At 62.9% G+C, this 22,734-nt stretch carries 25 protein-coding genes and 1 pseudogene; 19 read left to right on the top strand and 7 right to left on the bottom strand.

Features of this window, described 5'->3' with window-relative positions:
* A pseudogene (locus ACIQ17_RS16710) lies at positions 1–142 on the bottom strand (acetyl-CoA C-acetyltransferase); the annotation flags it as partial.
* 133 nt (positions 143–275) lie between these two features.
* Here ACIQ17_RS16710 and ACIQ17_RS16705 point away from each other — a divergent pair.
* From ACIQ17_RS16705 to ACIQ17_RS16670, 8 genes are all read left to right on the top strand, one after another.
* Positions 276–950: a TetR family transcriptional regulator gene (locus ACIQ17_RS16705; RefSeq protein ID WP_398470180.1), complete on the top strand. Its 675-nt coding sequence runs from the start codon at positions 276–278 to the stop codon at positions 948–950.
* Positions 951–1,183: 233 nt separating this feature from the next.
* Positions 1,184–1,942, top strand: coding sequence for an SDR family NAD(P)-dependent oxidoreductase (locus tag ACIQ17_RS16700; protein ID WP_398470179.1), 759 nt, complete (start codon positions 1,184–1,186; stop codon positions 1,940–1,942).
* A gap of 209 nt (positions 1,943–2,151) precedes the next feature.
* Positions 2,152–2,955 carry an enoyl-CoA hydratase/isomerase family protein gene (locus ACIQ17_RS16695; RefSeq protein ID WP_398470178.1) on the top strand — a complete coding sequence of 268 codons (804 nt, stop codon included), beginning with the start codon at positions 2,152–2,154 and terminating at the stop codon, positions 2,953–2,955.
* Positions 2,956–3,028: 73 nt separating this feature from the next.
* Positions 3,029–4,900, top strand: coding sequence for an AMP-binding protein (locus tag ACIQ17_RS16690; protein ID WP_398470177.1), 1,872 nt, complete (start codon positions 3,029–3,031; stop codon positions 4,898–4,900).
* Between the two features lie 156 nt (positions 4,901–5,056).
* Positions 5,057–6,184 carry an acyl-CoA dehydrogenase family protein gene (locus tag ACIQ17_RS16685; RefSeq protein ID WP_398470184.1) on the top strand — a complete coding sequence of 376 codons (1,128 nt, stop codon included), beginning with the start codon at positions 5,057–5,059 and terminating at the stop codon, positions 6,182–6,184.
* Positions 6,185–6,194: 10 nt separating this feature from the next.
* Positions 6,195–7,439 carry an acyl-CoA dehydrogenase gene (locus tag ACIQ17_RS16680; protein ID WP_398470176.1) on the top strand — a complete coding sequence of 415 codons (1,245 nt, stop codon included), beginning with the start codon at positions 6,195–6,197 and terminating at the stop codon, positions 7,437–7,439.
* 61 nt (positions 7,440–7,500) lie between these two features.
* Positions 7,501–8,727: an acyl-CoA dehydrogenase gene (locus ACIQ17_RS16675; RefSeq protein ID WP_398470175.1), complete on the top strand. Its 1,227-nt coding sequence runs from the start codon at positions 7,501–7,503 to the stop codon at positions 8,725–8,727.
* A 111-nt stretch (positions 8,728–8,838) separates the two neighbouring features.
* Positions 8,839–9,516, top strand: coding sequence for a nitroreductase (locus ACIQ17_RS16670; protein ID WP_398470174.1), 678 nt, complete (start codon positions 8,839–8,841; stop codon positions 9,514–9,516).
* Between the two features lie 78 nt (positions 9,517–9,594).
* Here ACIQ17_RS16670 and ACIQ17_RS16665 read toward each other — a convergent pair whose 3' ends face one another.
* Positions 9,595–10,386, bottom strand: coding sequence for an enoyl-CoA hydratase/isomerase family protein (locus tag ACIQ17_RS16665; protein ID WP_398470173.1), 792 nt, complete (start codon positions 10,384–10,386; stop codon positions 9,595–9,597).
* 201 nt (positions 10,387–10,587) lie between these two features.
* Here ACIQ17_RS16665 and ACIQ17_RS16660 point away from each other — a divergent pair, with 201 nt between their 5' ends.
* The 4 genes from ACIQ17_RS16660 to ACIQ17_RS16645 all read left to right on the top strand — a co-directional run bounded on the left by ACIQ17_RS16660 (position 10,588) and on the right by ACIQ17_RS16645 (position 13,231).
* Positions 10,588–11,253: a Crp/Fnr family transcriptional regulator gene (locus tag ACIQ17_RS16660; protein ID WP_398470172.1), complete on the top strand. Its 666-nt coding sequence runs from the start codon at positions 10,588–10,590 to the stop codon at positions 11,251–11,253.
* A 15-nt stretch (positions 11,254–11,268) separates the two neighbouring features.
* Positions 11,269–12,105, top strand: coding sequence for a DUF6537 domain-containing protein (locus ACIQ17_RS16655; protein WP_398470171.1), 837 nt, complete (start codon positions 11,269–11,271; stop codon positions 12,103–12,105).
* A 166-nt stretch (positions 12,106–12,271) separates the two neighbouring features.
* Positions 12,272–12,661 carry a DUF3307 domain-containing protein gene (locus ACIQ17_RS16650; RefSeq protein ID WP_398470183.1) on the top strand — a complete coding sequence of 130 codons (390 nt, stop codon included), beginning with the start codon at positions 12,272–12,274 and terminating at the stop codon, positions 12,659–12,661.
* A gap of 156 nt (positions 12,662–12,817) precedes the next feature.
* Complete coding sequence (locus ACIQ17_RS16645) at positions 12,818–13,231, top strand: hypothetical protein (RefSeq protein ID WP_398470170.1); 414 nt, start codon at positions 12,818–12,820, stop codon at positions 13,229–13,231.
* Position 13,232: 1 nt separating this feature from the next.
* On the opposite strand, the gene ACIQ17_RS16640 is transcribed toward ACIQ17_RS16645, so the two are convergent.
* Positions 13,233–13,589 (bottom strand): YkgJ family cysteine cluster protein, encoded by a 357-nt coding sequence (locus tag ACIQ17_RS16640; protein WP_398470169.1) that lies wholly within the window; start codon positions 13,587–13,589, stop codon positions 13,233–13,235.
* 14 nt (positions 13,590–13,603) lie between these two features.
* The gene (locus tag ACIQ17_RS16635; protein ID WP_398470168.1) at positions 13,604–14,302 is read right to left on the bottom strand and encodes a helix-turn-helix transcriptional regulator; all 699 of its coding nucleotides are present in this window, start codon (positions 14,300–14,302) and stop codon (positions 13,604–13,606) included.
* Between the two features lie 88 nt (positions 14,303–14,390).
* Here ACIQ17_RS16635 and ACIQ17_RS16630 point away from each other — a divergent pair, with 88 nt between their 5' ends.
* Both ACIQ17_RS16630 and ACIQ17_RS16625 read left to right on the top strand, forming a co-directional pair.
* Entirely contained in the window at positions 14,391–14,582 is a 192-nt protein-coding gene (locus ACIQ17_RS16630; RefSeq protein WP_398470167.1) for a hypothetical protein, read from the top strand.
* 59 nt (positions 14,583–14,641) lie between these two features.
* Positions 14,642–15,370: a glutathione S-transferase family protein gene (locus ACIQ17_RS16625; protein WP_398470166.1), complete on the top strand. Its 729-nt coding sequence runs from the start codon at positions 14,642–14,644 to the stop codon at positions 15,368–15,370.
* Positions 15,371–15,439: 69 nt separating this feature from the next.
* Here ACIQ17_RS16625 and ACIQ17_RS16620 read toward each other — a convergent pair whose 3' ends face one another.
* Positions 15,440–16,078: a pyridoxamine 5'-phosphate oxidase family protein gene (locus ACIQ17_RS16620; protein ID WP_398470165.1), complete on the bottom strand. Its 639-nt coding sequence runs from the start codon at positions 16,076–16,078 to the stop codon at positions 15,440–15,442.
* 100 nt (positions 16,079–16,178) lie between these two features.
* On the opposite strand from ACIQ17_RS16620, the gene ACIQ17_RS16615 reads away from it, so the two are divergent.
* Positions 16,179–17,090 carry a LysR family transcriptional regulator gene (locus tag ACIQ17_RS16615; RefSeq protein WP_398470164.1) on the top strand — a complete coding sequence of 304 codons (912 nt, stop codon included), beginning with the start codon at positions 16,179–16,181 and terminating at the stop codon, positions 17,088–17,090.
* Positions 17,091–17,174: 84 nt separating this feature from the next.
* On the opposite strand, the gene ACIQ17_RS16610 is transcribed toward ACIQ17_RS16615, so the two are convergent.
* Both ACIQ17_RS16610 and pobA read right to left on the bottom strand, forming a co-directional pair.
* Positions 17,175–17,591: a PaaI family thioesterase gene (locus ACIQ17_RS16610; protein WP_398470163.1), complete on the bottom strand. Its 417-nt coding sequence runs from the start codon at positions 17,589–17,591 to the stop codon at positions 17,175–17,177.
* Between the two features lie 201 nt (positions 17,592–17,792).
* Positions 17,793–18,965, bottom strand: a complete 1,173-nt coding sequence (gene pobA / locus ACIQ17_RS16605) for a 4-hydroxybenzoate 3-monooxygenase (RefSeq protein WP_398470162.1) — start codon at positions 18,963–18,965, stop codon at positions 17,793–17,795.
* A 219-nt stretch (positions 18,966–19,184) separates the two neighbouring features.
* Here pobA and ACIQ17_RS16600 point away from each other — a divergent pair, with 219 nt between their 5' ends.
* The 4 genes from ACIQ17_RS16600 to ACIQ17_RS16585 all read left to right on the top strand — a co-directional run.
* On the top strand, positions 19,185–20,201 hold the full coding sequence (locus ACIQ17_RS16600) for a TRAP transporter substrate-binding protein (RefSeq protein ID WP_398470161.1): 1,017 nt from the start codon (positions 19,185–19,187) through the stop codon (positions 20,199–20,201).
* Positions 20,202–20,481: 280 nt separating this feature from the next.
* Positions 20,482–20,976: a TRAP transporter small permease gene (locus ACIQ17_RS16595; protein ID WP_398470182.1), complete on the top strand. Its 495-nt coding sequence runs from the start codon at positions 20,482–20,484 to the stop codon at positions 20,974–20,976.
* Positions 20,977–20,988: 12 nt separating this feature from the next.
* On the top strand, positions 20,989–22,293 hold the full coding sequence (locus tag ACIQ17_RS16590) for a TRAP transporter large permease (protein ID WP_398470181.1): 1,305 nt from the start codon (positions 20,989–20,991) through the stop codon (positions 22,291–22,293).
* Between the two features lie 4 nt (positions 22,294–22,297).
* On the top strand, positions 22,298–22,734 hold a 437-nt coding region (locus ACIQ17_RS16585), incomplete at its 3' end, for a DUF3237 domain-containing protein (RefSeq protein ID WP_398470160.1).

The raw sequence follows: 22,734 nt of genomic DNA, 5'->3' as shown, positions 1-22,734 counted from the left end.
CCAGCGCCGGATCGACGCCGGCGCGATCGACCAGCGCATTCAGCACGGAGGCGGCGAGATCCGCCGGATGCCATCCGGCCAGCCGGCCACCCTTGCGGCCACCTGCAGTGCGTGCGGCGGCGACGATATAGGCCTCGGCCATGAGCGTTCTCCCTGGAATTTTGTTGTTGTGATGGGGCGTCAAACTGGGCGGATTAAAAGGGGCGCATTCATTTTAGTCAATCGGTCAATTAACTCTTGAGTGCCGACGAATGTTCGTATTATCTGCGGCTCCCATGGCAGCGACTCCCAGCCCATCCCAAGCGTCAGTGCGTCATCCGGTCGGCAAGAATCCGACCGCGGACAAGCTGTTGCTCGCGGCGAGCGAGCTGATGATCTCCAGCAACTCCATCGAGGTGTCGCTGAGCGAGATTGCCCAGCAATCGGGCGTCAACGCTGCATTGGTGAAATATCATTTCGGCAACAAGGATGGTCTCCTGCTGGCGCTGCTCGAGCGCGACGCCGCCAATGAGATGACCAATCTGGAATATCTGCTGGAGCAGCCGATTTCGGCCACCGCAAAGCTGCGGCTGCACATCGCCGGCATCATCAAGGCCTACAACCAGTTTCCGTACATGAACCGGTTGATCCACTATCTGCTGCATGAAAGCAGCGACAAGTCGGCGGATGAGGTCTCGAAATTCTTCGTCGGGCCGTTGCTGAATTTCCATCGCCGCCTGCTGGCCGAGGGCCACAAGACCGGCGAATTCCGCGTCGTCGATCCCGTGCTGTTCTACACCAGCCTGATCGGCGCCTGCGACAATCTGTTTTTCAGCCGTCATGCCATGTCGCGCGCCATCGGCGTCGGCCCGGTGACGGATGATGTGTGCCGCGCCTATGTGGCGCATCTCGAAATGCTGCTGCTCGACGGCATGCTCACCAACAAGAAGGCGGGCGCCAAAGCCCGCTGATCACAGCTCAAGAAGAAACGGCCCAAGGACAGACTGCAAAACAAGAAACTTGAGGAAACGCCCAAGGAACCTAACAAAAACAATAACAAGAAGAACAAGAACAATCGAAACAGATTCCATCGAGCTCGCAGTTCAAGACCAATAAGAAACGCCCAAGGACCATTTCTTCTTTTTCTCTTCGCGACTTAACGATTCAAGAAAATACCAGAAACGCCCAAGGAAAGGCTCTTCCCATGCAGCTCAAAGACGTAGCCGTATTCATCACTGGTGGTGGCTCGGGCCTTGGTGCCGCGACCGCACGCGCGATGGCCGCCAAGGGCGCCAAGGTTGCCGTGTTCGATCGCGCCGCTGACAATGCTGAGAAGGTCGCCGCCGAGATCAAGGGCGTTGCCTGCGTCGGCGACGTCACCAGCGAAGCCGATGTGAAGGCCGCGCTGGCCAAGGCCTCGGCCGCGCATGGCACCGCGCGCGTGCTGATGAATTGCGCCGGCATCGGCGGTTCGCAGCGCATCGTCGGCAAGCAGGGCGTCTATCCGCTCGAGAAGTTCACCAATGTGATCATGGTGAACCTGATCGGCACCTTCAACTGCCTGCGTCTGTTCGCTGAGCAGCTCGCCACCGCCGAAGCCATCGGCGAAGAGCGCGGCGTCATCATCAACACCGCATCGGTCGCGGCCTATGAAGGCCAGATCGGCCAGATCGCTTACTCCGCCTCGAAGGGCGGCGTCGTCGGTCTCACGCTGCCGGCGGCACGCGATCTCGCCTCGCAAAAGATCCGCGTCAACACCATCGCGCCGGGCCTGTTCCTGACGCCGCTGCTGATGGGCCTCAATGAAGAAGCCCGCGCCAGCCTCGGCGCCCAGGTGCCGCATCCGGCCCGTCTGGGTGATGCGTCGGAATACGGCAATCTGGCGGTTCACATCGTCGAGAACCCGATGCTGAACGGCGAGACGATCCGTCTCGACGGCGCCATCCGCATGGCTCCGCGCTAAAGGCGCGCTCCTCTTCCCCTCTCCCCTTGTGGGAGAGGGTGGCCGCGCGAAGCGCGGACGGGTGAGGGTAGCCACAAACTCCCAAGTTCGTGGCTACCCCTCACCCAATCGAGTTTCTTTCTACTGCCAGTGCAGCCCTCTCCCACAAGGGGAGAGGGCGCAGAAATAAGCGCCTCGAATGCGCAACAATACGGGTAGGAGTAACGCACGTGGCCGCACCGCTGCTGATCGACCATGACGACGGCGTGGACTGGGTGACGCTTAATCGCCCGGAGAGCCTGAATGCGCTCGATCCCTCACTGATCGACGCCCTCAACGACTACTTCCAGAACCTGCAGCGCAATCGCAAGACGCGCGTCGTTGTCCTCCGCGGCGCCGGCGCTAATTTCTGCGCGGGGCTCGATCTCAAACATGCCATGGCCTCGCGCGGCCAGAATGTACCGCGCACCGTCACCGAGTCGCTGGATTCCCAGCGCCGCATTGCGGACATCGTGATGCTGATGCGCCGCTGCCCTCAGCCGATCATCGCACTGGTACAAGGGGCTGCGGCTGGCGGTGGCTTTGCGCTGGCGCTCGCTGCCGACATCCGGATCGCGACCAAGTCCGCCCGCATGAATTGCGCCTTCATCAAGCTCGGCCTCGGCGGCTGCGACATTGGCACCAGCTATTTCCTGCCACGCCTCGTCGGCGTGTCCGTTGCGTCCGAACTCATCCTCACCGGCCGCTTCATTCATGCCGATCGCGCGCTGGCCGTGGGCCTCGTCTCCGAAGTCGTCGAGGACGGCGAACTCGACAAGGCTGCCGCGCCCTATGTCGATGCGATGATCTCTGCATCGCCGGTCGGCCTGCGGCTGTCGAAGGAATGTATCAACATGGCGGTGGATGCCGGCTCGATCGAGGCCGTGATCGCCATGGAAGACCGTAATCAGGTGCTGTGCAGCCGGTCGGAGGACTTCGAGGAAGGCATCCGCGCCTTCATCGAGAAACGCAAGCCGGTCTACGTCACGCGCTGAGGCCAACAATGACGCCGACACGAGGTCCGAACAAAGAGACTGAGGTCGGCAAAGCCGTTCTGGGAGGAACGCAATGAACGTGCAGGCTGCGGCACAGACAAAACCCGCCTTCCGCAAGGTGCACTGGATGGAGCGCGACATCGATGTCGAGCGCCGTCCCGACGGCGTCATCGTCATGAAGTCGCGTGTGCCGCTGATGGCCCATGAGCCGCATCTTGCCGCGCCGCTTGCGAAATGGGCGAAGGAACGCCCCGATCTGACCTGGCTGGCGCAGCGCGCCGGCGATGACCGGCAGTGGCGCCGCGTCTCCTATGCCGAGGCCAAGCGCACCGTCGATGGCCTCACGCAGGCGCTGCTCGACATGAGGCTGCCAGCGGAAGGGCCGGTGGCGATCCTCTCCGGCAACTCCATCGAACATGCGTTGATGACCATGTCGGCGATGCAGGCGCGATTGCCTGCGGCGCCAGTGTCGCCGGCCTATTCGCTGATGAGCCAGGACCACCTCAAGCTCAAATATCTGTTCGACCTGGTGAAGCCCGCCGCCATCATGGTGCAGGACGGCCCGACCTTCCAGAAGGCGCTCGACGCGCTCGACCTCACCGGCATCAAGGTGATCCACGTCTCGCGCCCGCCGGAAGGCATCGCCAGCGTGTCTTTCGCCGACATGGCGGCTACGAAAGTCACCGATGACGTCGCCCATTCGATCGCGCAGATCACGCCGGAAACTGTCGGCAAATTGCTGTTCACCTCCGGCTCCACCGGGATGCCGAAAGCGGTCATCAATACCCAGCAGATGATGTGTGCCAATGCCGCGCAGATGATGCAGACGCGCCCGCGCGACCGCAGCGCTGCGCCCCCGGTCTATCTCGACTGGATGCCGTGGAACCACACCATGGGCGGCAATGCGCTGTTCAATCCGCTGCTGGTGGATGGCGGCACGCTCTATATCGACGACGGTCGGCCGATGCCCGGCATGATCGACGAGACGTTGCGCAACCTGCGCGAAATCTCGCCGAGCTATTACGCCAATGTGCCCGCCGGCTATGCCGCCATCGCCGGCGCGATGGAGAAGGACGACGAGCTCGCAAAATCCTTCTTCAAGAATTTGGGCTTGATGGGCTATGGCGGCGCGCGGCTGCCCGATGATCTGTTCGATCGCATGCAGGCGCTGGCGGTGCGGGCCTGCGGCGAGCGCATCGTGTTCTATACGGGCTGGGGCTGCACCGAGACCTCGCCGACCTCGACCGGCACCTATTGGGACACAGAGCGTGTCGGCCTGATCGGCCTGCCGTTCCCCGGTGTGGAATTGAAGATGGTACCGGTGGACGCAAAATATGAGCTGCGCCTGCGCGGCATCAATGTGATGCCCGGCTATTACAATCAGCCTGATCTCACCAAGGCCGCCTTCGATGAGGAAGGCTTTTACAAGATCGGCGATGCCGGTGTGTTCGTCGACGACAATGATCCGGTGAAGGGCCTGATCTTTTCCGGCCGCGTGGTGGAGGATTTCAAGCTCACGACAGGTACCTTCGTCCATGTCGGCTCGCTGCGCACCGACATAATCGCGGCGGCGACGCCGGTGGTGCAGGATGCGCTGATCACCGGACAAGACAGGGAATTCATCGGTGTGCTGGCCTGGCCGAATCTGCCGGCTTGTCGGCTGCTGATCAATGAGCCTGAAGCGAGCTTTGCCGACGTGGTGAAACATCCGAAAGTGCTCGCCTGTTTCAAGGATGGCCTGCGCGCGCATAACGCGGCATCCGTCGGCGCCAGCAGCCGCCGCATCGCGCGGGCGATGTTCCTGGTGGAGCCGCCGTCGATCGACGGCAACGAACTCACCGACAAGGGTTACATCAACCAGCGCGCAGGCCTCGAGCGCCGTGCCGCGCAGGTGGCGGAGCTTTATGCGCAGCATCCGGGTGAGGATGTGATCGTGTTGAAATGAGGAAACTGGCGTGTCGTCCCGGCGAACGCCGGGACCCATACACGCTGACGAAATAGCTGAAACGCGCCCGTGGCCGCGCTGCGTTACGGATCGCACCGACTGAGGTTATGGGTCCCGGCGTTCGCCGGGACGACAATGAACAAGAGAGACACCGCCATGAACTTCGATTTCTCCGACGACCAGAAGCAGCTCCGCGACGAGGCTCGCCGCTTCCTCACCGAGAAGAGCCCGCCGAAGGCCGTGCGTGCCGTCATCGATGGCAAGGAGCCCTATGATCGCGAGCTCTGGAAGGGCCTCGCCGATATGGGCTTCCTCGGCGTTGCTATCCCCGAGGCGTATGGTGGCTCGGGTGCCGGTCATCTCGAACTCTGCGTGATCGCCGAGGAAATGGGCCGTGCGCTGGCGCCGGTGCCGTTCTCCTCCACCGTCTATCTCGCCGCCGAAGCGCTGCTGCTCGCCGGCTCCGATGCGCAGAAGCAGAAGTGGTTGCCGGTCATTGCACAGGGCCATGCCATCGGCACGCTCGCGCTGTTCGAAGGCGCCGGCAATCCGTCGCCGAAATCGATCAAGCTCACCGCCGCGAACGGCGTGCTCAACGGCACCAAGAAGCCCGTGGCAGATGGCGCCATCGCCGATTTCGCCATCGTTGCCGCGCGCACTGCCTCCACCGGCCGCGACAGCGATATCGCGCTGTTCCTCGTCGATCTCACCAGCGAGGGCGTCGAGGCGAAGGCGCTGACCTCCATCGACCCGTCACGCAACCAGGCCGAGATTTCGTTCACGAACGTCAAGGCTGAGCCGCTCGGCGCCGCTAATGAAGGCTGGAGCATTCTCTCCCAGGTGCTGGATCGCGCTGCCGTACTGGTCGGCTTCGAGCAGGTCGGCGGCTCCGACCGCGCGCTGGAAATGGGCCGCGACTACGCGCTCGATCGTATCGCCTTCGGCCGCCAGATCGGCTCGTTCCAGGCGGTGAAGCACATGCTTGCCGACATGTATGTCTCGGCGACGCTGGCGCGCTCGAATTGTTATTACGGCGCCTGGGCGCTCTCGACCAATGCCGCTGAGTTGCCGGAAGCGGCCGCAGCCGCGCGCATCAGCGCCACGCAGGCGTTCCAGCATTGCTCCAAGAACAATATCCAGGTCCATGGCGGCATGGGTTTCACCTGGGAATTCGACTGCCATCTCTACTACCGCCGCTCCAATGCGCTGGCGGTCGGCCTGGGGTCGCTGAGCTATTGGGAAGACCAGCTGATCGAGCGCATGCGCCAGAAGAACGCGGCCTAAGGATCATCCGATGAATTTCGATGATACCCCGCAGGAAGCCGAATTCCGCGCCAAAGCGCGCGAATGGATCGCGGCCAATGCGCCGCGCGAATATGAGGACGAGCTGAAAAAGGCCGCGCTCGGCCGCATCCAGCTCAAACATGCGAACATCCTCGAAGTCGCAAAAGCCTGGCAGAAGAAGAAGGCCGATGCCGGATGGGCGGTGCCGCATTGGCCGAAGGAATATGGCGGCCGCGGTGCTTCGCCGATCGAGCGCGTGATCTGGCAGCAGGAAGAGGGCGTGTTCGGCAAGCTCGGCGCGCTTTTCATCATCGGCCAGGGCATGTGCGGCCCGACCATGATGGCCTTCGCGCAGGAGGAGCATAAGCTCCGCTACCTGCCGCCGCTGGCCTCCGGCGAAAACGTCTGGTGCCAGCTATTCTCCGAACCGGCAGGTGGCTCCGACGTCGCCGGCCTCCGCACCCGCGCGGAGAAAGATGGCAACGACTGGGTCATCAACGGCCAGAAGATCTGGACCTCCGGCGCGCATCATTCCGATTACGGCATCCTGATCACGCGCACCGATCCCACCGTGCCCAAGCACAAGGGCCTCACCATGTTCTTCCTGGACATGAAGAGCCCGGGCGTCGAGGTGAAGCCGATCAAGCAGGCCAATGGCCAGGCCGAGTTCAACGAAGTCTATTTCACCGATGTCCGCATTCCCGACCACCAGCGCCTTGGCGCGGTCGGCGACGGCTGGAACGTGTCGCTGACCACGCTGATGAACGAACGCATGGCGATCGGCGCGGGCGTCGCCACCGGCTTCCCCGAACTGTTCGATTTCGTCAGCAACCTGACGCTGGACGATGGTCCCGCCATCGACAATCCCGCCGTGCGCTCAAAACTCGCCAATTGGGCCGTACGTGCCTCGGGCCTGCGCTATACGAGCTTCCGTTCGATCTCGGCACTGTCGAAGGGCGAGCGGCCGGGGCCGGAGAATTCCATCGGCAAGCTCGTCGCCGGCGCCATGACCCAGGAGGTCGCGACCTATGCGCTCGACCTGCAGGGCGCGGCCGGGGTGTTGAACAGCCCGGAGGATGCGGAAGTCGCCGGCAAATTCCAGGCGATGCTGCTGCGCTCGCCCGCCACTCGCGTCGAGGGCGGCACCGATGAGATCCTGCGCAACATCATCGCGGAGCGCGTGCTGGGCCTGCCCGGCGACATCCGCGTCGACAAGGACGTGCCATTCAACAAGATCCCGACCAAGGGACGATGACTGGCGGCCGGTGCGGCATGCCGCTCCGGTCGCAGTTTTCTTTTCGTAGAGGACGACCATCATGAATTTCGATGATACGCCGCAGGAAGCCGAATTCCGCGCTATCGCGCGTAAATGGATCGACGCCAATGCGCCGAAGGAGCTGCATGCAGCCCTGTCCGATCCGAACGCCAAGCGCGACTCCATGCTCGGTGCCTCCAAGGCCTGGCAGAAGAAGAAGGCCGATGCCGGCTGGGCCTGCCTGCATTGGCCGAAGGACTATGGCGGCCGCGGATCGACGCCCATCGAGCGCGTGATCTGGCAGCAGGAGGAGGGCGTCTATGACAAGCTCTCGCGCCCCTTCGCCATCGGCCAGGGCATGTGCGGTCCGACCGTGATGGCCTATGCGACGGAAGACCAGAAGCGCGAATATCTGCCGCCGCTGGCCTCGGGCGAGAAGGTCTGGTGCCAGTTGTTCTCCGAGCCCGCCGGCGGCTCTGACGTTGCGGGTCTCCGCACCCGCGCGGAGAAGGATGGCGATGACTGGATCATCAACGGCCAGAAGATCTGGACGTCGGGCGCGCATTACTCTGACTACGGCATCCTGATTACCCGCACCGATCCCAATGTGCCCAAGCACAAGGGCCTCACCATGTTTTTCCTGGACATGAAGAGCCCCGGTGTCGAGGTGAAGCCGATCAAGCAGGCCAATGGCATGCAGGAATTCAACGAGGTGTTCTTCACCAATGTGCGGATTCCGGACAGCCAGCGCCTCGGCGCCGTGGGCGATGGCTGGAATGTGTCGCTGACCACGCTGATGAACGAGCGCATGTCGATCGGCGCGCGCGTTCACACCGGCTTTCCCGAGCTGTTCGACTATTGCAGCAAGCTGATGCTGGAGGACGGACCCGCCATCAACGATCCCAATGTGCGCTCCAAGCTTGCAGGCTGGGCCGTGAAGAATTCCGGCCTCACCTACACGAGCTATCGTTCGATCTCGGCACTGTCGAAAGGCGAGCGTCCGGGACCGGAGAATTCCATCGGCAAGCTGGTGTCCGGCATGATGATGCAGGACATCGCTATGTTTGCTGCGGATCTGCAGGGTGCTTCCGGCGCGCTGGTGGGCGAGGATGCGGAAGCCCACGGCGAATTCCAGGCGACGATCCTGTCCTCGCCCTCGATGCGCATCGCCGGCGGCACCGACGAGATTTTGCGGAACATCATCGCGGAGCGTGTGCTGGGCCTTCCCGGGGACATTCGTGTCGACAAGGACGTGCCATTCAACAAGGTGCCGACCAAGGGGCGCTAACTCCGTCCCGTAGCCCGGATGGAGCGCAGCGCAATCCGGGGATGTCGAGATAGCTGAAACGCCGGCCCCCGGGTTATGCTGCGCTCCACCCGGGCTACGAAGAAAGACAACATGACCGACGCCATCTCCACTCTCGAAACCCTTCTCGCCGACCGCTACTCCTGCCGCGCCTACAAGCCGGACGCCGTGTCGCGCGAGATCATCGATCGCATCCTCGCCGCCGCGCAGCGCACAGCGTCATGGTGCAACAGCCAGCCCTGGCAGGTGACGATCACGTCGGGTGAGGCGACGAGGAAGTTTCGCGATGCCCTCTATCCCGTCGCCGCATCCGGCACGCCGAGCACCGGCGATTTCGAGTTCCCGCGCGAGTATCGCGGTGTCTATCTCGATCGCCGCCGCGAGAGCGGCTTCCAGCTCTACAATACGCTTGGTATCGCACGCGGCGACAAGGCCGCCTATGCGGAGCAGGCGCTGCAGAATTTCAACTTCTTCGGCGCCCCGCATGTGGCGATCATCTCGTCGGATGAGGCGCTCGGCGTTTATGGTGCGGTTGATTGCGGCGGCTATGTGAACAACTTCATGCTGGCCGCCCAGGCGCTCGGTGTCGCCACCGTGCCGCAGGCGGCGCTGGCATTTCATTCAGCCGTGGTGCGCAAGCATTTTGGCCTGGCGGATGACCGCCGCGTGGTGTGCGGGATTTCATTCGGCTATGCGGATGATGGGCACAAGGTGAACAGCTATCGGACGAGCCGCGCGCAGCTCGGAGATGTCGCGACATTCGTGGAGTGACATCATCGCAGCAACGCTCCCTCTTCACCTCTCCCCACCGGGGAGAGGTAACCGAGCGTCGTTGGGCCGCCTTCTCAACTAAAACCTCGGCGCCCGCTTCTCCGCAAACGCCTTTGTCCCTTCCTTGATCTCGTCCCCGCGCATGCTGTCGCGGGCCCGCTGATCCGCCGCTGCCTCATCCAGCTCGCCGCGCGCGAATTCGTTGATCGCCTGCTTCATCCCGCGCATCGCCTGCGGTGCGTTGCCGGCCAGCATTGTCGCCAACCGGTCGACTTCGCCATCCAGTGCCCGCGTCGTTGCGATCGATGTCAGATAGCCGATCCGCAGCATCTCCTGCGCGTCGATCTTCTCCGCCGTCAGGAACAGCCGCTTGGCGTTGTCGGCGCCCAGCCGGCTCACATAGCGTTTGATGCCGCCCCTGTAGTAATGCAGCCCGAGCCGCGCCGCCGGCATGAACATCTCGGCGGTTTCCAGTCCGATGCGGAAATCGCAGGCGAGGGCCAGATCCGTCGAGCCGCCATACACGCCGCCATTCAGCCGGCAGATGGTCGGCACGCCGAGATCCTCCAGCCGGTTGGCAACAGCCTCGAAAGCCGAGCCGGATGAGCTGTCCGATGGCGTGCTCGCTGCCCGGGCGGCAATGGCCGTCAGGTCGAAGCCGGCGCTGAAGGCGCGGCCGGTGCCGGTCAGCACCAGCACCCGGATGGCAGGGGCGGCTTCCACCTGGTCGAAATGCGCCATCAGCATGTCCAGATCGGCCTGCGAGAGCCGGTTGAGCTTGGCCGGCCGGTTCAGGCGGATGGTGGCGCGGGGGCCGTCGATGGTCAGGATCGGGGGCGAATTCTCGGCGGTGTCTGTCGTTTCCGACATGTTGTTCTCCTTTGCAGCGGGGCGACGGTGCACGTGCGTCCCGGGCGCGTCAATCGCCATGCCCGATCTGCACATTTTCAGAAGTTGCAGGGCGGGGTATGATGACCGCATAGGTTCTATTGCGGCTCGCGCTCACGGTCATCCGTCGTTCACACGGACGGGCGACATAGCGCTCGCATTCTCGAAAACCGGTTCACGCCCATGGATATGTCCTATCTCCATCATTTCGGTAGTGCCGCCGCCACGATCTTCGTGGTGGCCACGGCCACCATGCGGACGATGATCCCGCTGCGGGTGTTCGGCATCATTGCCAATCTGCTGCTGATCGCCATCTCGATCCCGACGCATAACTACCCGACCCTGGTGCTGCATGCGGTGCTGCTGCCGGTGAACATCTATCGCCTGCGCCAGATGCTGCAGCTGGTGCGCGACGTGAAGAAGTCGGTGAATTCGGACCTGTCGATGGAGTGGTTGAAGCCGTTCATGACCAAGCAGAAGTGCAAGGCGGGCGAGATCCTGTTCTACAAGGACGAGAAGGCCGACCGGATGTTCTACGTCGTTTCCGGCCGCTATCGGCTCGTCGAGTCCGGCATCGAATTGCCGGTCGGTGCCATTGTTGGCGAACTCGGCATGCTGTCGCCGCTCGGCGAACGGACGCAGACGCTGGAATGTATCGAGGACGGCCTCGTGCTGAGCGTGACCTACGCGCAGGTCGAGGAGCTCTATGTGCAGAATCCGGAATTCGGATTTTTCTTCCTGCGCCTTGCGAGCGCGCGCCTGTTCGAGAATATCGGGACCCTGGAAGCGCGACTGTCGCAGCGCGATGCGCCGGTCACGACCACGGTGCCTGCGGCGCAGACTGCGTAATAGTCAGGGATCGTCGTGGCCAGTTTCACCAATGTCATCCGCTCGACCCTCGGCGAAATCGCGGGGATCAACGATGTCGCGGAGGTGGCATATCCCGCAGGCCTGCCGGCAGCGGTACGGCCGATCGCGGTGAGCAATGTGGCTCTGCTGATCGACTATCAGAGCCCGGCCTATGCGCAGCTCTATTCCGACCGGCTGCGCCGTTTCGTCGGCAAGCGCGGCGTCGATGATGCCTTGTTCTGCGAGATCGCGCAGTTGCTCGCCGAGCGCATGAGCTATCACGATCCGATCCGCATCGCGCAGCTGAAGCTGCAGGAACCGGTCACGCCCGGTCGCAGGGCGGTCGTGGACAAGCGTCGCTTCCGGCTAGACGAACTCGTGTCATCGCTGCCGGACATCGTCGGCAAGCCCGCGATGCGGCTGCTGGAGCGCGTCTATTGCGCGCATCGCACCGTGCAGATCCGTTTCAGCAAAGCGAGCATCGTCGGCATCAAGCGCCTCGAATTCGAAGCCTGGCTGCGGCACTGGCGGCGTCTGTCCACGCGCTACGAGATCGAGCGTGTCTGGGTCGAGCGCTGGCTGCACATGATCGATCGTGCGTTGACCAGACGGCCCGACGCGGTCGACGCGGTGGTGCAGTCTGCCACGATGATCGAAGGTTATGGCACCGGCTATCGCCATGGCATGGCAGCCTGGCATCAGATTATCGACGGTCTTGCCAAACCATGTTTCGACGGAACGCTGGCCATGACCGACCTGAGCGGCGCGATCGAGCGTGCCCGTGCGGTGCCGCGCGATCCCAAGGGCGAGCAGTTGAGCAAGGCTATCGCCGAATTACGGCTCGCGCATTGACGGTGATCATTCGGGGGCCGTGGCAAAAGGCCCAAACACGAAGCGGTGAGTTTCCGGGTTCCCCGGCGTGCATTCCCGGCGCCGGAGTGTCATAAAGAAGGCGAGCGACGGGCGGCTCTGGCTGCTGCGCCGTGATCGTGAGAAGGGCGCCAGCGTGTTTCCTGCAATGTCGTCGTCGATCGTGTTGGGCGGGCTTGTCGGCTGGATGCTCGCGTTGACCGTGAAGCACGTCATCGCCGATTTCATACTCCAGAATGCCTGGATGGCGATGGGCAAGGACCAGAAGACCGGCTGGGCCCTGCCGCTGCTGATTCACTGCACGATCCACGGTGTGCTCACGACGGCCATCATCGCAGCTGTCCAGCCGAAACTCTGGTATCTCGGACTGGTGGATTTCGCGATCCACATCACCATCGATCGCTGCAAGGGGTGGACAGTCGCGCATTGCGGCGTCACGCCGGATACGCGCTGGTTCTGGTGGCTGATCGGAATCGATCAGGCTTTGCATCACGTGACCGGCTTTTTCCTCGCCATCTACATCGCTGCGAGCGGCTGAATCGCGGAAAGTCCTGCGGCAACCTTGCGTCAGGCTTGTGGCGGCGGCTGCCATATTTACCACTGTTGCGCAAGAGTCGCACATGCCCGTTAAGGCTATTGGTTAACCGCACGTTAGCAAATTGAACCGCATCCTCCGTAACTAAGGAGAGCGAACATGTGGTCTAGCCGTCAAGCTTTTGAGAACGACCGTTGCCCTGTCAGCGATGACTTGCTCGGTGCGATGTATCGCGCGAATGAAAATGGCCTGCCCCATCTTGTCGCCAGCGTGCCCTCGGAAGTGCGCGCGATGCTGGCGCTGTTCTGCTACCGCCGCAATCATATGCATGCGCTTGCGATCTCCATCGCATCGAGCTGCAGCGAGCGCGAGCTGATCGAGCATGGCGGCCGCGTCGGATCCACGCTCTATGCGCTGGCCAATGAAGCGGCTGCCGTGCGCAGCGTCTCGGTGTCGGCCTATAGCAGCCGCAAGGCGATCACGCTGTCGACCAAGCCGCTGTCGACGATTGCACCGCTGGATGAAGACCTCGACGACGAGGTTGAAGCCGAGCGCGATCGCGTGATCGCGTAAACTACCAATCCGGGGCTGCCAGCACCGGCAGTCCGTGGCGGCGCCGTGCCATGGCGCATTCGGGATCGCCGGGCATGCAGGTCCGGCAGACATCCGGCCGGATCTCATAGATCCCGCAGGCGACAAATTCCCCCACCTTGCCGTTCAGCGCGCTGCAGCGATCGCCTTCGCAACGCATGCCGGACTGACGCTCGTTCACGAACTTTTCCGGGATCAGGTCGAGCTCCGCATCATCCTCGATGGTGAAGCGCGGCCAGTTGCTCGAATAGGAGCAGCAGGCGCCGCAGGCCTGGCACGGGCTTTCGTCAGCAATGGGAGCGGTGGTCGTCATGCCGCGCGGTTTAGCGCGATCGGGCATGTCTCGCCAGATGCTCAGGCGTCGGTCGGCGGTTCCCAGGCCAGCGTCTTGCGCCAGCGGCTGCGCAGCACTTCGCGGCGTTCGGGATATTTTTCATCCAGATACTCGGCGGTCACGGCGCGGTCGGTGCGAAAACTACGGAAATCGCTGCGCAGTTCGCACCAGGCTGCGAGCAGGCGCACGGCTTCGAGATAGCCGACGGCGATCGGCCAGATGATGCGCTCGCTGTCGCGGCCGGATTCGTCGCGGTAGCAGAGCCGCACTTTCTTGCCGGCATGAATATGCGCGCGCATCTGCACCATATCGAGCGCGTCCATCGCACCGCGGAAATGCGGCCGCGCGCGGCTCGCTGGCTCCAGCACGAACGGGCGCAGCTTCTCCGGCACGGTGTCGGCGATCTTGGCGATCAGGTCCTTGGCCGCCGTCGCCAGCGCCGGATCGGCATGGCCCATCACCCATTGCGCGCCGAGCACGGCAGCCTCGATCTCGTCTGGTGTCAGCATCAAGGGCGGCATGTCGAAGCCGCTTTCCAGAATGTACCCCATGCCGGCCTCGCCGCGAATCGGCACGCGCTGGCCCATCAGGGTCGCGATATCGCGATAGATCGTGCGCTTGGATGTCTCCAACTCGGCCGCGATGGCATCGGCCGTGAGCGGCTTCTGCGTTCGTCGCAGCACCTGGATGATCTGAAACAGGCGATCGGCGCGTCTCATGGCGTCCTCGTTGCACACTGCTGACAGCATGTTGGCAGCAGGGGTCCGTCATACAGGAGCCAACCCTGAACACGGAAGGATTCCTGTCATGAACGCATTTGAAAGCCTGGGCTTTCCCCAAGACGACCGGCTCTGGTGCCTGCGCGCCTGGCTGCTGGAGCGCGCGATTGTCCTCATGGCCGGCGACTGGCGCTGGGCGCTGTTCGGCATGGCCTGCCGGATGATGTCCGCCGGGCTGGCGCAGGCGCGTCTTTGGCTCGTGGCCACGATCCGCTGCTGACATCACGGTGGCAGCAGCGTCCATCTAGACCTACGCACCATCACCAACGGGAGAACGACATGATCACGCTGCACGGCGGAGGTGCAGGCTTTGGCCTGCCGGAAATCAGCCCCTTCGTCACCAAGACGGAGGTCCAGCTCAAAATGGTGGGACTGGCTTACACCAAGCAGCCATCGCGGCCGACGGAGTCGCCGAAAGGGCAGCTTCCGTTCATCGACGATGATGCGGAGTTGATCGCCGATTCCACTTTCATCCGCGCGCATCTCGAGCGCAAATACGGTGTCGACTTCGACGACGGGCTCGATCTCGCCCAGCGTGCTCAGGCCTGGGCGATCGAGCGCATGCTGGAAAATCACATCTATCTGGCGCTCGTGAACGCGCGCTGGCTGGATGACGCGAATTTTGCCAAAGGCCCTGCGCGTTTCTTCGATATCGTACCGGAGGTGCAGCGCCTGGGTGTTTGCGCGGCCGTCCGTGCGCAGGTGGCGCAGAACTATCTCGCCAACGGCCTCGGCCGGCATTCGCCGGAGGAGGCGCTCGAACTCGTCAGTCGCTCGTTGATGGCGCTGTCGCTGCTGCTGGCGGCAAAGCCCTATCTGATGGGGGAGTGCCCCTGCGGCGTCGACGCGACGGCCTTTGCGATGCTGGCCGGCATCATGACGCCATATTTCGAATCGCCGCTGCGGATCCGGCTTCTCCATTTCGGCAATCTCACCGCCTATGTGGATCGCATGATGGCGCAGTTCTATCCGGAGCATGCCTGGCAGCGTCAGGCCGCGGCGGCTTGATCTTCGAGCTGTCGTTGCCCGGCTTGACCGGGCAACCCAGTACACTCTGGAGCAGCGATGTTTACTGGGTCACCCGGTCAAGCCGGGTGACGACAAGGTGGACTTCAAGCTCGCCAGCTCCTTTTCCAACTCTGCAATCCGCGCATCTCGCATGGCCACTGCCTGCGCTACATCGGCTGCATCAAACTTCTGCGGAATGTGCTGAGGGCAATTCGTATCCCATGCGGACACCGTGAACAGAATCACCTGCTCCGGCCGCGCGCGATAGCCTTTCGGCATCATCGACGCGATCAGCGCCGGATCATCTTCGACCACCTTTGCGGTACCCCAGATCTTCACACGGCGACGATGAACGTAATCCATGATGAAGATATTGGCCTTGGGATTCTCAGTCAGATTCCCCTGCGTGATGTACTGCCGGTTGCCGCTGAAATCGGCGAAGGCGATGGTGTGCTTGTCGAGCACCTTGATGAAACCCTTGGGGCCGCCGCGGTGCTGCATATAGGGCTGGCCGTCGGCGCTCGCCGTGGCGAGATAGAAGCTGTTGGTATGCGCGAGGAATTCGGCGAGGTTGTCGTCGATCTCGGTCTGCCAGCCGCCGCTCTCCTCCACATGGGCATAGGATTTGCGCGAGCCCTTGCGGGCCTGGATCGCCTTGACGGCCGGCGTGAAGGCGACATCGCTCGCATAGACATGGGTGTCGGACATCTGAGCCACCTTTCTTTTCACGCTGGAATATGGCCTCCGGCCATCCCGGCAACAATCGCCGCGATTGACACTTCATTGTTGCGGATATTGAAATGATGCCATGGATCGCATCGAAGCCATGACCGCCTTTGTCGCGGTCGCCGACCTGCAGGGCTTTGCGCCGGCCGCGCGTCGGCTCGGCATTTCGGCGTCCGCCGTCACGCGGCTGGTGGCGGCGCTGGAGGAGCGGCTGGGCGCCCGGCTGCTGCAACGGACCACGCGCTCGGTGACGCTGACCGACGTCGGCGCGCGCTATCTGGAGCGAACGCGACGCATCCTCGCCGATCTCGAAGAGGCCGATGGCGCAGCGCAGGCCGAGCAGGTGCAGCCGAGCGGGCGATTGACGGTGGCCGCGCCGGTGGGGTTTGGCCGGCTGCACGTGACACCGCTGATGTCAGCCTATCTGCAGCGCTATCCGGAGGTGTCCGGCGAATTGCGGCTCAATGATCGCATGGTCAATCTGGTGGAGGAGGGCGTCGACGTCGCCGTCCGCGTCGGCGATCTCGCCGATTCCAGCCTGGTGGCGCGGCAGGTGGGCGACATGCGGCGGATCGTCGTGGCATCGCCGGACTATCTCAAGCGCCGCGGCGAGCCGAAGGCGCCCGAGGCGATTGCGGAGCACGACACGATCCAGTTCGGCGCGGCCGTGGTCTCACCGGAATGGCGGTTCGTGCGCGACGGGCAGGACCTGCGCGTGCCCTATACGCCGCGCTTCATCTGTAATGTCGCCGACGCCGCCATCTGGCATGCGGCGCAGGGGGGCGGCCTGACACGGGTGCTGGCCTATCAGGCGGCGGAGGCGCTGGCCGCCGGCAAGCTGAAAGTGGTGCTGGCCGCCTTCGAGCAGCCGCCCATTCCGATCCATATCGTCTATCCGACCTCGCGCCTGCTATCGGCCAAGGTGCGCGCATTCATCGATCTGGCCGTCGAGACCACGGATTGGCGGTTTGGTGAGAAGCGTAGGATGGGTTGAGCGGAGCGATACCCATCACCACAAACACCGGAGCGTGCGGTGATGGGTATCGTTCCGGCGCTGCGCGCCTCCGCTCAACCCATCCTACGCCTTCTTCACCACCACACTGAACGTCCCGTTGGCCCGCGCACAGGGCACGCCGTCGGCGGTGATCAGCGCCTGCGCAAAACACAATCTGCTGCCGGTCTTTACGACATCGGTCACGATCTCCAGCCATTGTCCAATTTTCGCGGGCCCGAGAAAATCGGCGGAGAGGTTCACCGTCACCAGCCGCGTGCCGCCGCCGGCGACATGGCCGCAACTCAGGCCCATGGCATTGTCCGCAAGCGCCGTGATCAAGCCGCCATGCGCCATGCCGCGCGAATTGGTGTGCGCCTCGGCAATGCGCAGGCCGAGGATCACGGCCTTGTCGGTGGTCTTCGAATAGATCGGCTCCCACGGCGCGGTGAGCGGGCTCTTGCGGAAGTGTGGCGCGAAGCCGTCAGGGATGGTGTCGGTCATGCGCGCAGTGTGGGCACAAATGAGCGCGAAGGACAGGCCAACAAAGTTTCAAACGGGCTGGAGCCTGTCATCCCGGCGAACGCCGGGATCCATAGCCTCGGTCTTATCGGTGAACACGAAAGACGCTGAGCTATGCACACTGTGCTTCATCAGGCTTACAGCGTGTATGGGTCCCGGCGTTCGCCGGGACGACAGGGAGCCTCAATACGGCAGCCCCACATAATTCTCCGCCAGCGACGCGCGCGCCACGTCCGAATGCACGACATAGTCCAACTCGGCCTGCTGCAGCTTGGTGCCGAAACCGTCGGTATCGGGGAAGCGATGCATCATAGACGTCATCCACCACGAGAAGCGCACGGCCTTCCACACGCGCTTGAGCGCGGTCACGGAATAATTGTCGAGGCCGGCCGATGACTTCTCGTCATAATATTCGCGAAGCGCCATCGACAGGTAATGCACGTCCGAGGCTGCGAGGTTGAGCCCCTTGGCGCCGGTGGGCGGCACGATATGAGCGGCGTCGCCGGCCAGGAACAGTTTTCCGAAACGCATCGGCTCTGCGACAAAACTGCGCAGCGGGGCGATGCTCTTTTCCAGCGAAGGACCGGTGATGAGGCTCTCTGCCGCTTCGGGATCAAGGCGGCGGCGCAGCTCGTCCCAGAACATGTCGTCGGTCCAGTCCTCGACCTTCTCGTCGAGCGAGCACTGCACATAATAGCGGCTGCGGGTCGGCGAGCGCATCGAGCACAGCGCGAAGCCGCGGGCGTGATTGGTGTAGATCAGCTCCGGCGAAACCGGGGGCGTGTCCGACAGCAGGCCGAGCCAGCCGAACGGATAGACGCGCTCATAGGTGTGAACGGCCGAGGCGGGGATCGCCTGCCGGCTGGCGCCATGGAAACCATCGCAGCCGGCGATGAAATCGCACAGCAATTCATAGGTAGCGCCGTCCTTCTCATAGCGGACGCGCGGCTTGTCGCTGTCGAAATCATGCAGGCGGACATTGTCGGCGTCATAGACGGTCTTGAGACCGGCCTTTTCACGGGCATCCATCAGGTCGCGCGTGACCTCGGTCTGGCCGTAGACGGTGACGACCTTGCCGCCCGACGCCTGTTTCAGATCGATGCGGTGGCGGGTGCCGCCGAACAGCAGTTCGATGCCGTCATGGATCAGGCCTTCGTGATGCAGGCGCTCGGTGATCCCCAGCTTCTCGAGCAGGCCGACGGTGCCTTGTTCCAGCACGCCGGCACGGATCCGCGCCAGCACATAGTCGCGGTCCTTGCGCTCCAGAATGACGTTGTCGATGCCATAGGAATGCAGCAGCTGCCCGAGCAGCATGCCCGCCGGACCGGCTCCGATGATCGCAACTTTCGTGCGCACGACTTGCTCCCGTGATTGATTGTGTTTCAGTCTCAAGGCTGAGTTGACAAGTCAAGCGCCATGGCGAGACTGACATTCGTCAAGGTTGCAATGATCGTTATAAAATATAACAATCATCGCCAAGAGCTGTTCAAGGCCCAGTCAATAGGTTCGACAGAACAAGTCCGAGAGGACGGGTCCAGTGGGAAAACTCACGGACGCACAGAGGGAGAGACGTCGATGAGGAAGACGCTGATGGCGTTGATCGCGGCCGGCTGCCTGTTGCCGATCGCAGCACAGGCGCAGGACAAGACCGTCAATCTGAAAGTGTCGCTGTGGGTGCCGCCTGCGCACCCGCTGGTGCCGGCGACGCAAGCCTGGGCCCAGAGCATCGAGAAAGCCTCGAATGGCAGCATCAAGCTGTCGGTGTTCCCCTCGGAACAGCTCGGCAAGGCATTCGACCATTACGACATGGCGCGCGATGGCATCGCCGATGTCACCTACGTCAATCCCGGCTATCAGCCGGGCCGTTTCCCGATCGCTGCGGCCGGCCAGATTCCCTTCGTGTTCTCCGAAGGCAAGAAGGGCACCCAGGCCTTCAACGAGTGGTACCAGAAATATGCCAAGACGGAGATGAAGGACACCAAGCTGTGCTTCGCCTTCATCCATGCGCCCGGAACGCTGCACGGCAAGAAGAAGATCGTGGTGCCCGACGATCTCAAGGGCGTGAAGGTACGCCCGGCGCAGAGCACGATCGGCGAAATGGTCAAGCTGTTCGGCGGCACCAATGTGCAGGCCTCCGCGCCTGAATCGCGCGACGCGCTGGAGCGCGGCGTGGCGGACGAGATCGCGTTCCCCTGGGGCTCGATCTTCCTGTTCGGCATCGACAAGGTGGTGAAGTATCACATCGACGTGCCGCTCTATTCGACGGTGTTCACCTACAATATCAATCTCGCGAAATATAACGCCATGTCGGCGGCGCAGAAGAAGATCATCGACGATCACTGCTCGCCGGAATGGGCGGCGAAGGTGACCGATCCGTGGGTGGACTATGAATTCGCCGGGGTCGCCAAGATGAAGGCGCTGCCGGATCATGAGGTCTATCCGCTGACGCCGCAACAGCTCGCGACCTGGAAGAAGGGCGTCGAGCCGCTGCATGCGGCCTGGGCGGCTGCCGTGAAGAAAGCGGGCGGCGATGCGGACGCGATCGATGCGGAGCTGAAGGCCTCGCTGAAGAAGCACAATGCGGGGCTGTGAGGCTCTGCACTGAGGTCGCTGTTCGGCACGGACCTCTCACCACGTCATGGCCGGGCCTGACCCGGCCACCCACCTTCCTTCGCTGTTCAAAGATGGGTGCCCGGGCCTCCGCCACGCTGAAGCGGCTTCGGCCGCGCAAGCAGGTCAAGCCCGGGCATGACAGCGGAGAGTGAGGCTAGCCTTTCCAATCATAAATGCGATTGTGTACATGACCTCCACCCCCGAAGTCACCGCCGACGGCGCGCTTGCCGGACCGCCGGAGCCGCGCAAGAAGAATGTGATGGATCGCTTCATCGATTCCATCGAATGGATCGCCGCCTTCTTCGTCGGCATCGTTGCGCTGAACACGTTCATCGCGGTGTTCATGCGAAAATTCTTCGCGGTCACGATCCCCGATTACTACAATGTCGGCCAGTTCATGCTGGGCGTGCTGATCTTCTGGGGCATCGCCGCCACAAGCTATCGCGGCTCGCACATCACTGTCGATCTGGTGTGGGCCAACGCAAAGCCAAAATATCAGCGCTGGATCGATGTGTTCGCGACGCTGGTGCTGCTGTTCGTCGTGAGCGTTCAAACCTACACGCTCTTCGACAAGGTGGTGGACACGTACAACAGTGGCCTCGTCACCATGGACCTGCAATTGCCGGTGTGGCCGTTCTTCCTGCTGTCCTGGATCGGCGATGGTGCCGCCGTGCTCCTGATCGCCATCCGCACCTACCGGCTCGTCTTCCATCCGGAAGAGATCCACGAGCCCAAGATCAAGACCGCGGAGTAACGGGGCATGGAACTGAGCAATGAAGCGGTCGCGGTCATCGGCTTTGTCAGCCTGTTCGTGCTGATGCTGCTGCGCGTGCCGGTGGGCATGGCCATGGGCCTCGTGGGCATCACCGGCTTCGGCTATATCACCGGCTTCGCGCCGGCGCTGAAGCTGGTGGGGCAGACCACCATGCGCACGGTGACGGATTATTCCTTCGGCGTGATCCCGATGTTCCTGCTGATGGGCGCCTTTGTCTCGGTGTCCGGCATCAGCCGCGAACTGTTTCGTGCGGCGAATACGTTCGTCGGGCACTGGAAGGGCGGCCTCGGCATCGCCACCATCGCGGCCTGCGGCGGCTTTGCGGCGATCTCCGGCTCGTCGGTGGCGACGGCGGCGACGTTCTCGGCCGTGGCCTATCCTGAGATGCGGCGGCATAATTATCCGCAGTCATTTGCCACCGGCGTCATCGCGGTGGGCGGCACACTGGGCGCCATGCTGCCGCCGTCCACGGTGCTGGCGGTCTATGGCATCATCACCCAGCAGGATATCGGAAAGCTGTTCATTGCCGGCATCATTCCGGGCCTGCTCGCGATCGTCATGCACATGATCACCATCGCCATCATCGGCGTGGTCAAACCTGGCTTCCTGCCCGAAGGCCCGCGCGCCAACTGGCGCGAGCGCGCCGCGGCCATTCGCGACGTGTGGTCGCCGCTGCTGCTGTTCGTGTTCGTGATCGGCGGGCTCTATGGCGGCTTCTTCATCCCGACCGAAGCCGGGGCGGTTGGCGCAGTCGGTGCGTTCCTGATCGGCGTCATGCGCGGCAAGCTCAACAAGGAAGGCATTTTGCAATCGCTGCTGCAGGCGACGCGGACGGCGGCGGCGGTCTTCACCGTGCTGATCGGTGCGCTCTGCTTCGGCTATTTCCTCACGGTGACGCAGACGCCGCAGCATGTGACGGAGTTTCTTACCGGCCTCGGCATCGGCCCTTACGGCGTGCTGGCGCTGATCCTGCTGATGTATCTCGTGCTCGGCTGCCTGATGGACGCCATGGCCATGGTGATCCTCACGGTGCCGATCGTGTTCCCGGTGATCCAGGCGCTCGGCTTCGATCCGATTTGGTTCGGCATCATCATCGTGATGACCGTCGAACTCGGCCTGATCCATCCGCCGGTCGGCATGAATGTCTTCGTCATCAAGAGCGTGATCAAGGACGTCACCATGTCGACGATTTTCAAGGGCGTGCTGCCCTTCGTGGCGACGGACCTGATCCGGCTGGTGCTGCTGATCCTGTTCCCGATCATCGCCACGTGGCTGCCGATGCGAATGCTGGGGTGAGGTGATGAGCGTGCCGGAACTCAAGACGAAGTATGTGTTCAGCCTCGCGATCCAGGTGGGCAGGCCGGTGGTGGCCGGCGATCTCGGTTATGGAACGAGGCGCGTAATCCCCGTGCTCGGCGGCACGGTGAAGGGCGAGGGCGTCAACGGCACCATCCATCAGGGCGGCGCGGATTTTCAGATCATCCGTCCGGACGGATTCACGGAGCTGGAAGCGAAATACACTTTCGAGCTGGACGACGGGGCGGTGATCTATATCGCCAATTACGGCATCCGCTTCGGGCCGAAGGAGGCGTTGGACCGCATCGCGCTTGGCGAGGTCGTCGATCCCGCTCTGATCTATTTCCGCTCGGTGCCGAAATTCGAGACCGCGCATCCGGACTATCGCTGGCTGATGCAGAACCTGTTCATCGGCGTCGGTGCGCGGCATCCGGATCGCGT

Source organism: Tardiphaga sp., from assembly GCF_044340795.1.
Lineage (GTDB): Bacteria > Pseudomonadota > Alphaproteobacteria > Rhizobiales > Xanthobacteraceae > Tardiphaga.
The sequence above is the reverse complement of the archived record's forward strand: the minus strand, read 5'-3'. Positions and strand labels throughout refer to the sequence as shown.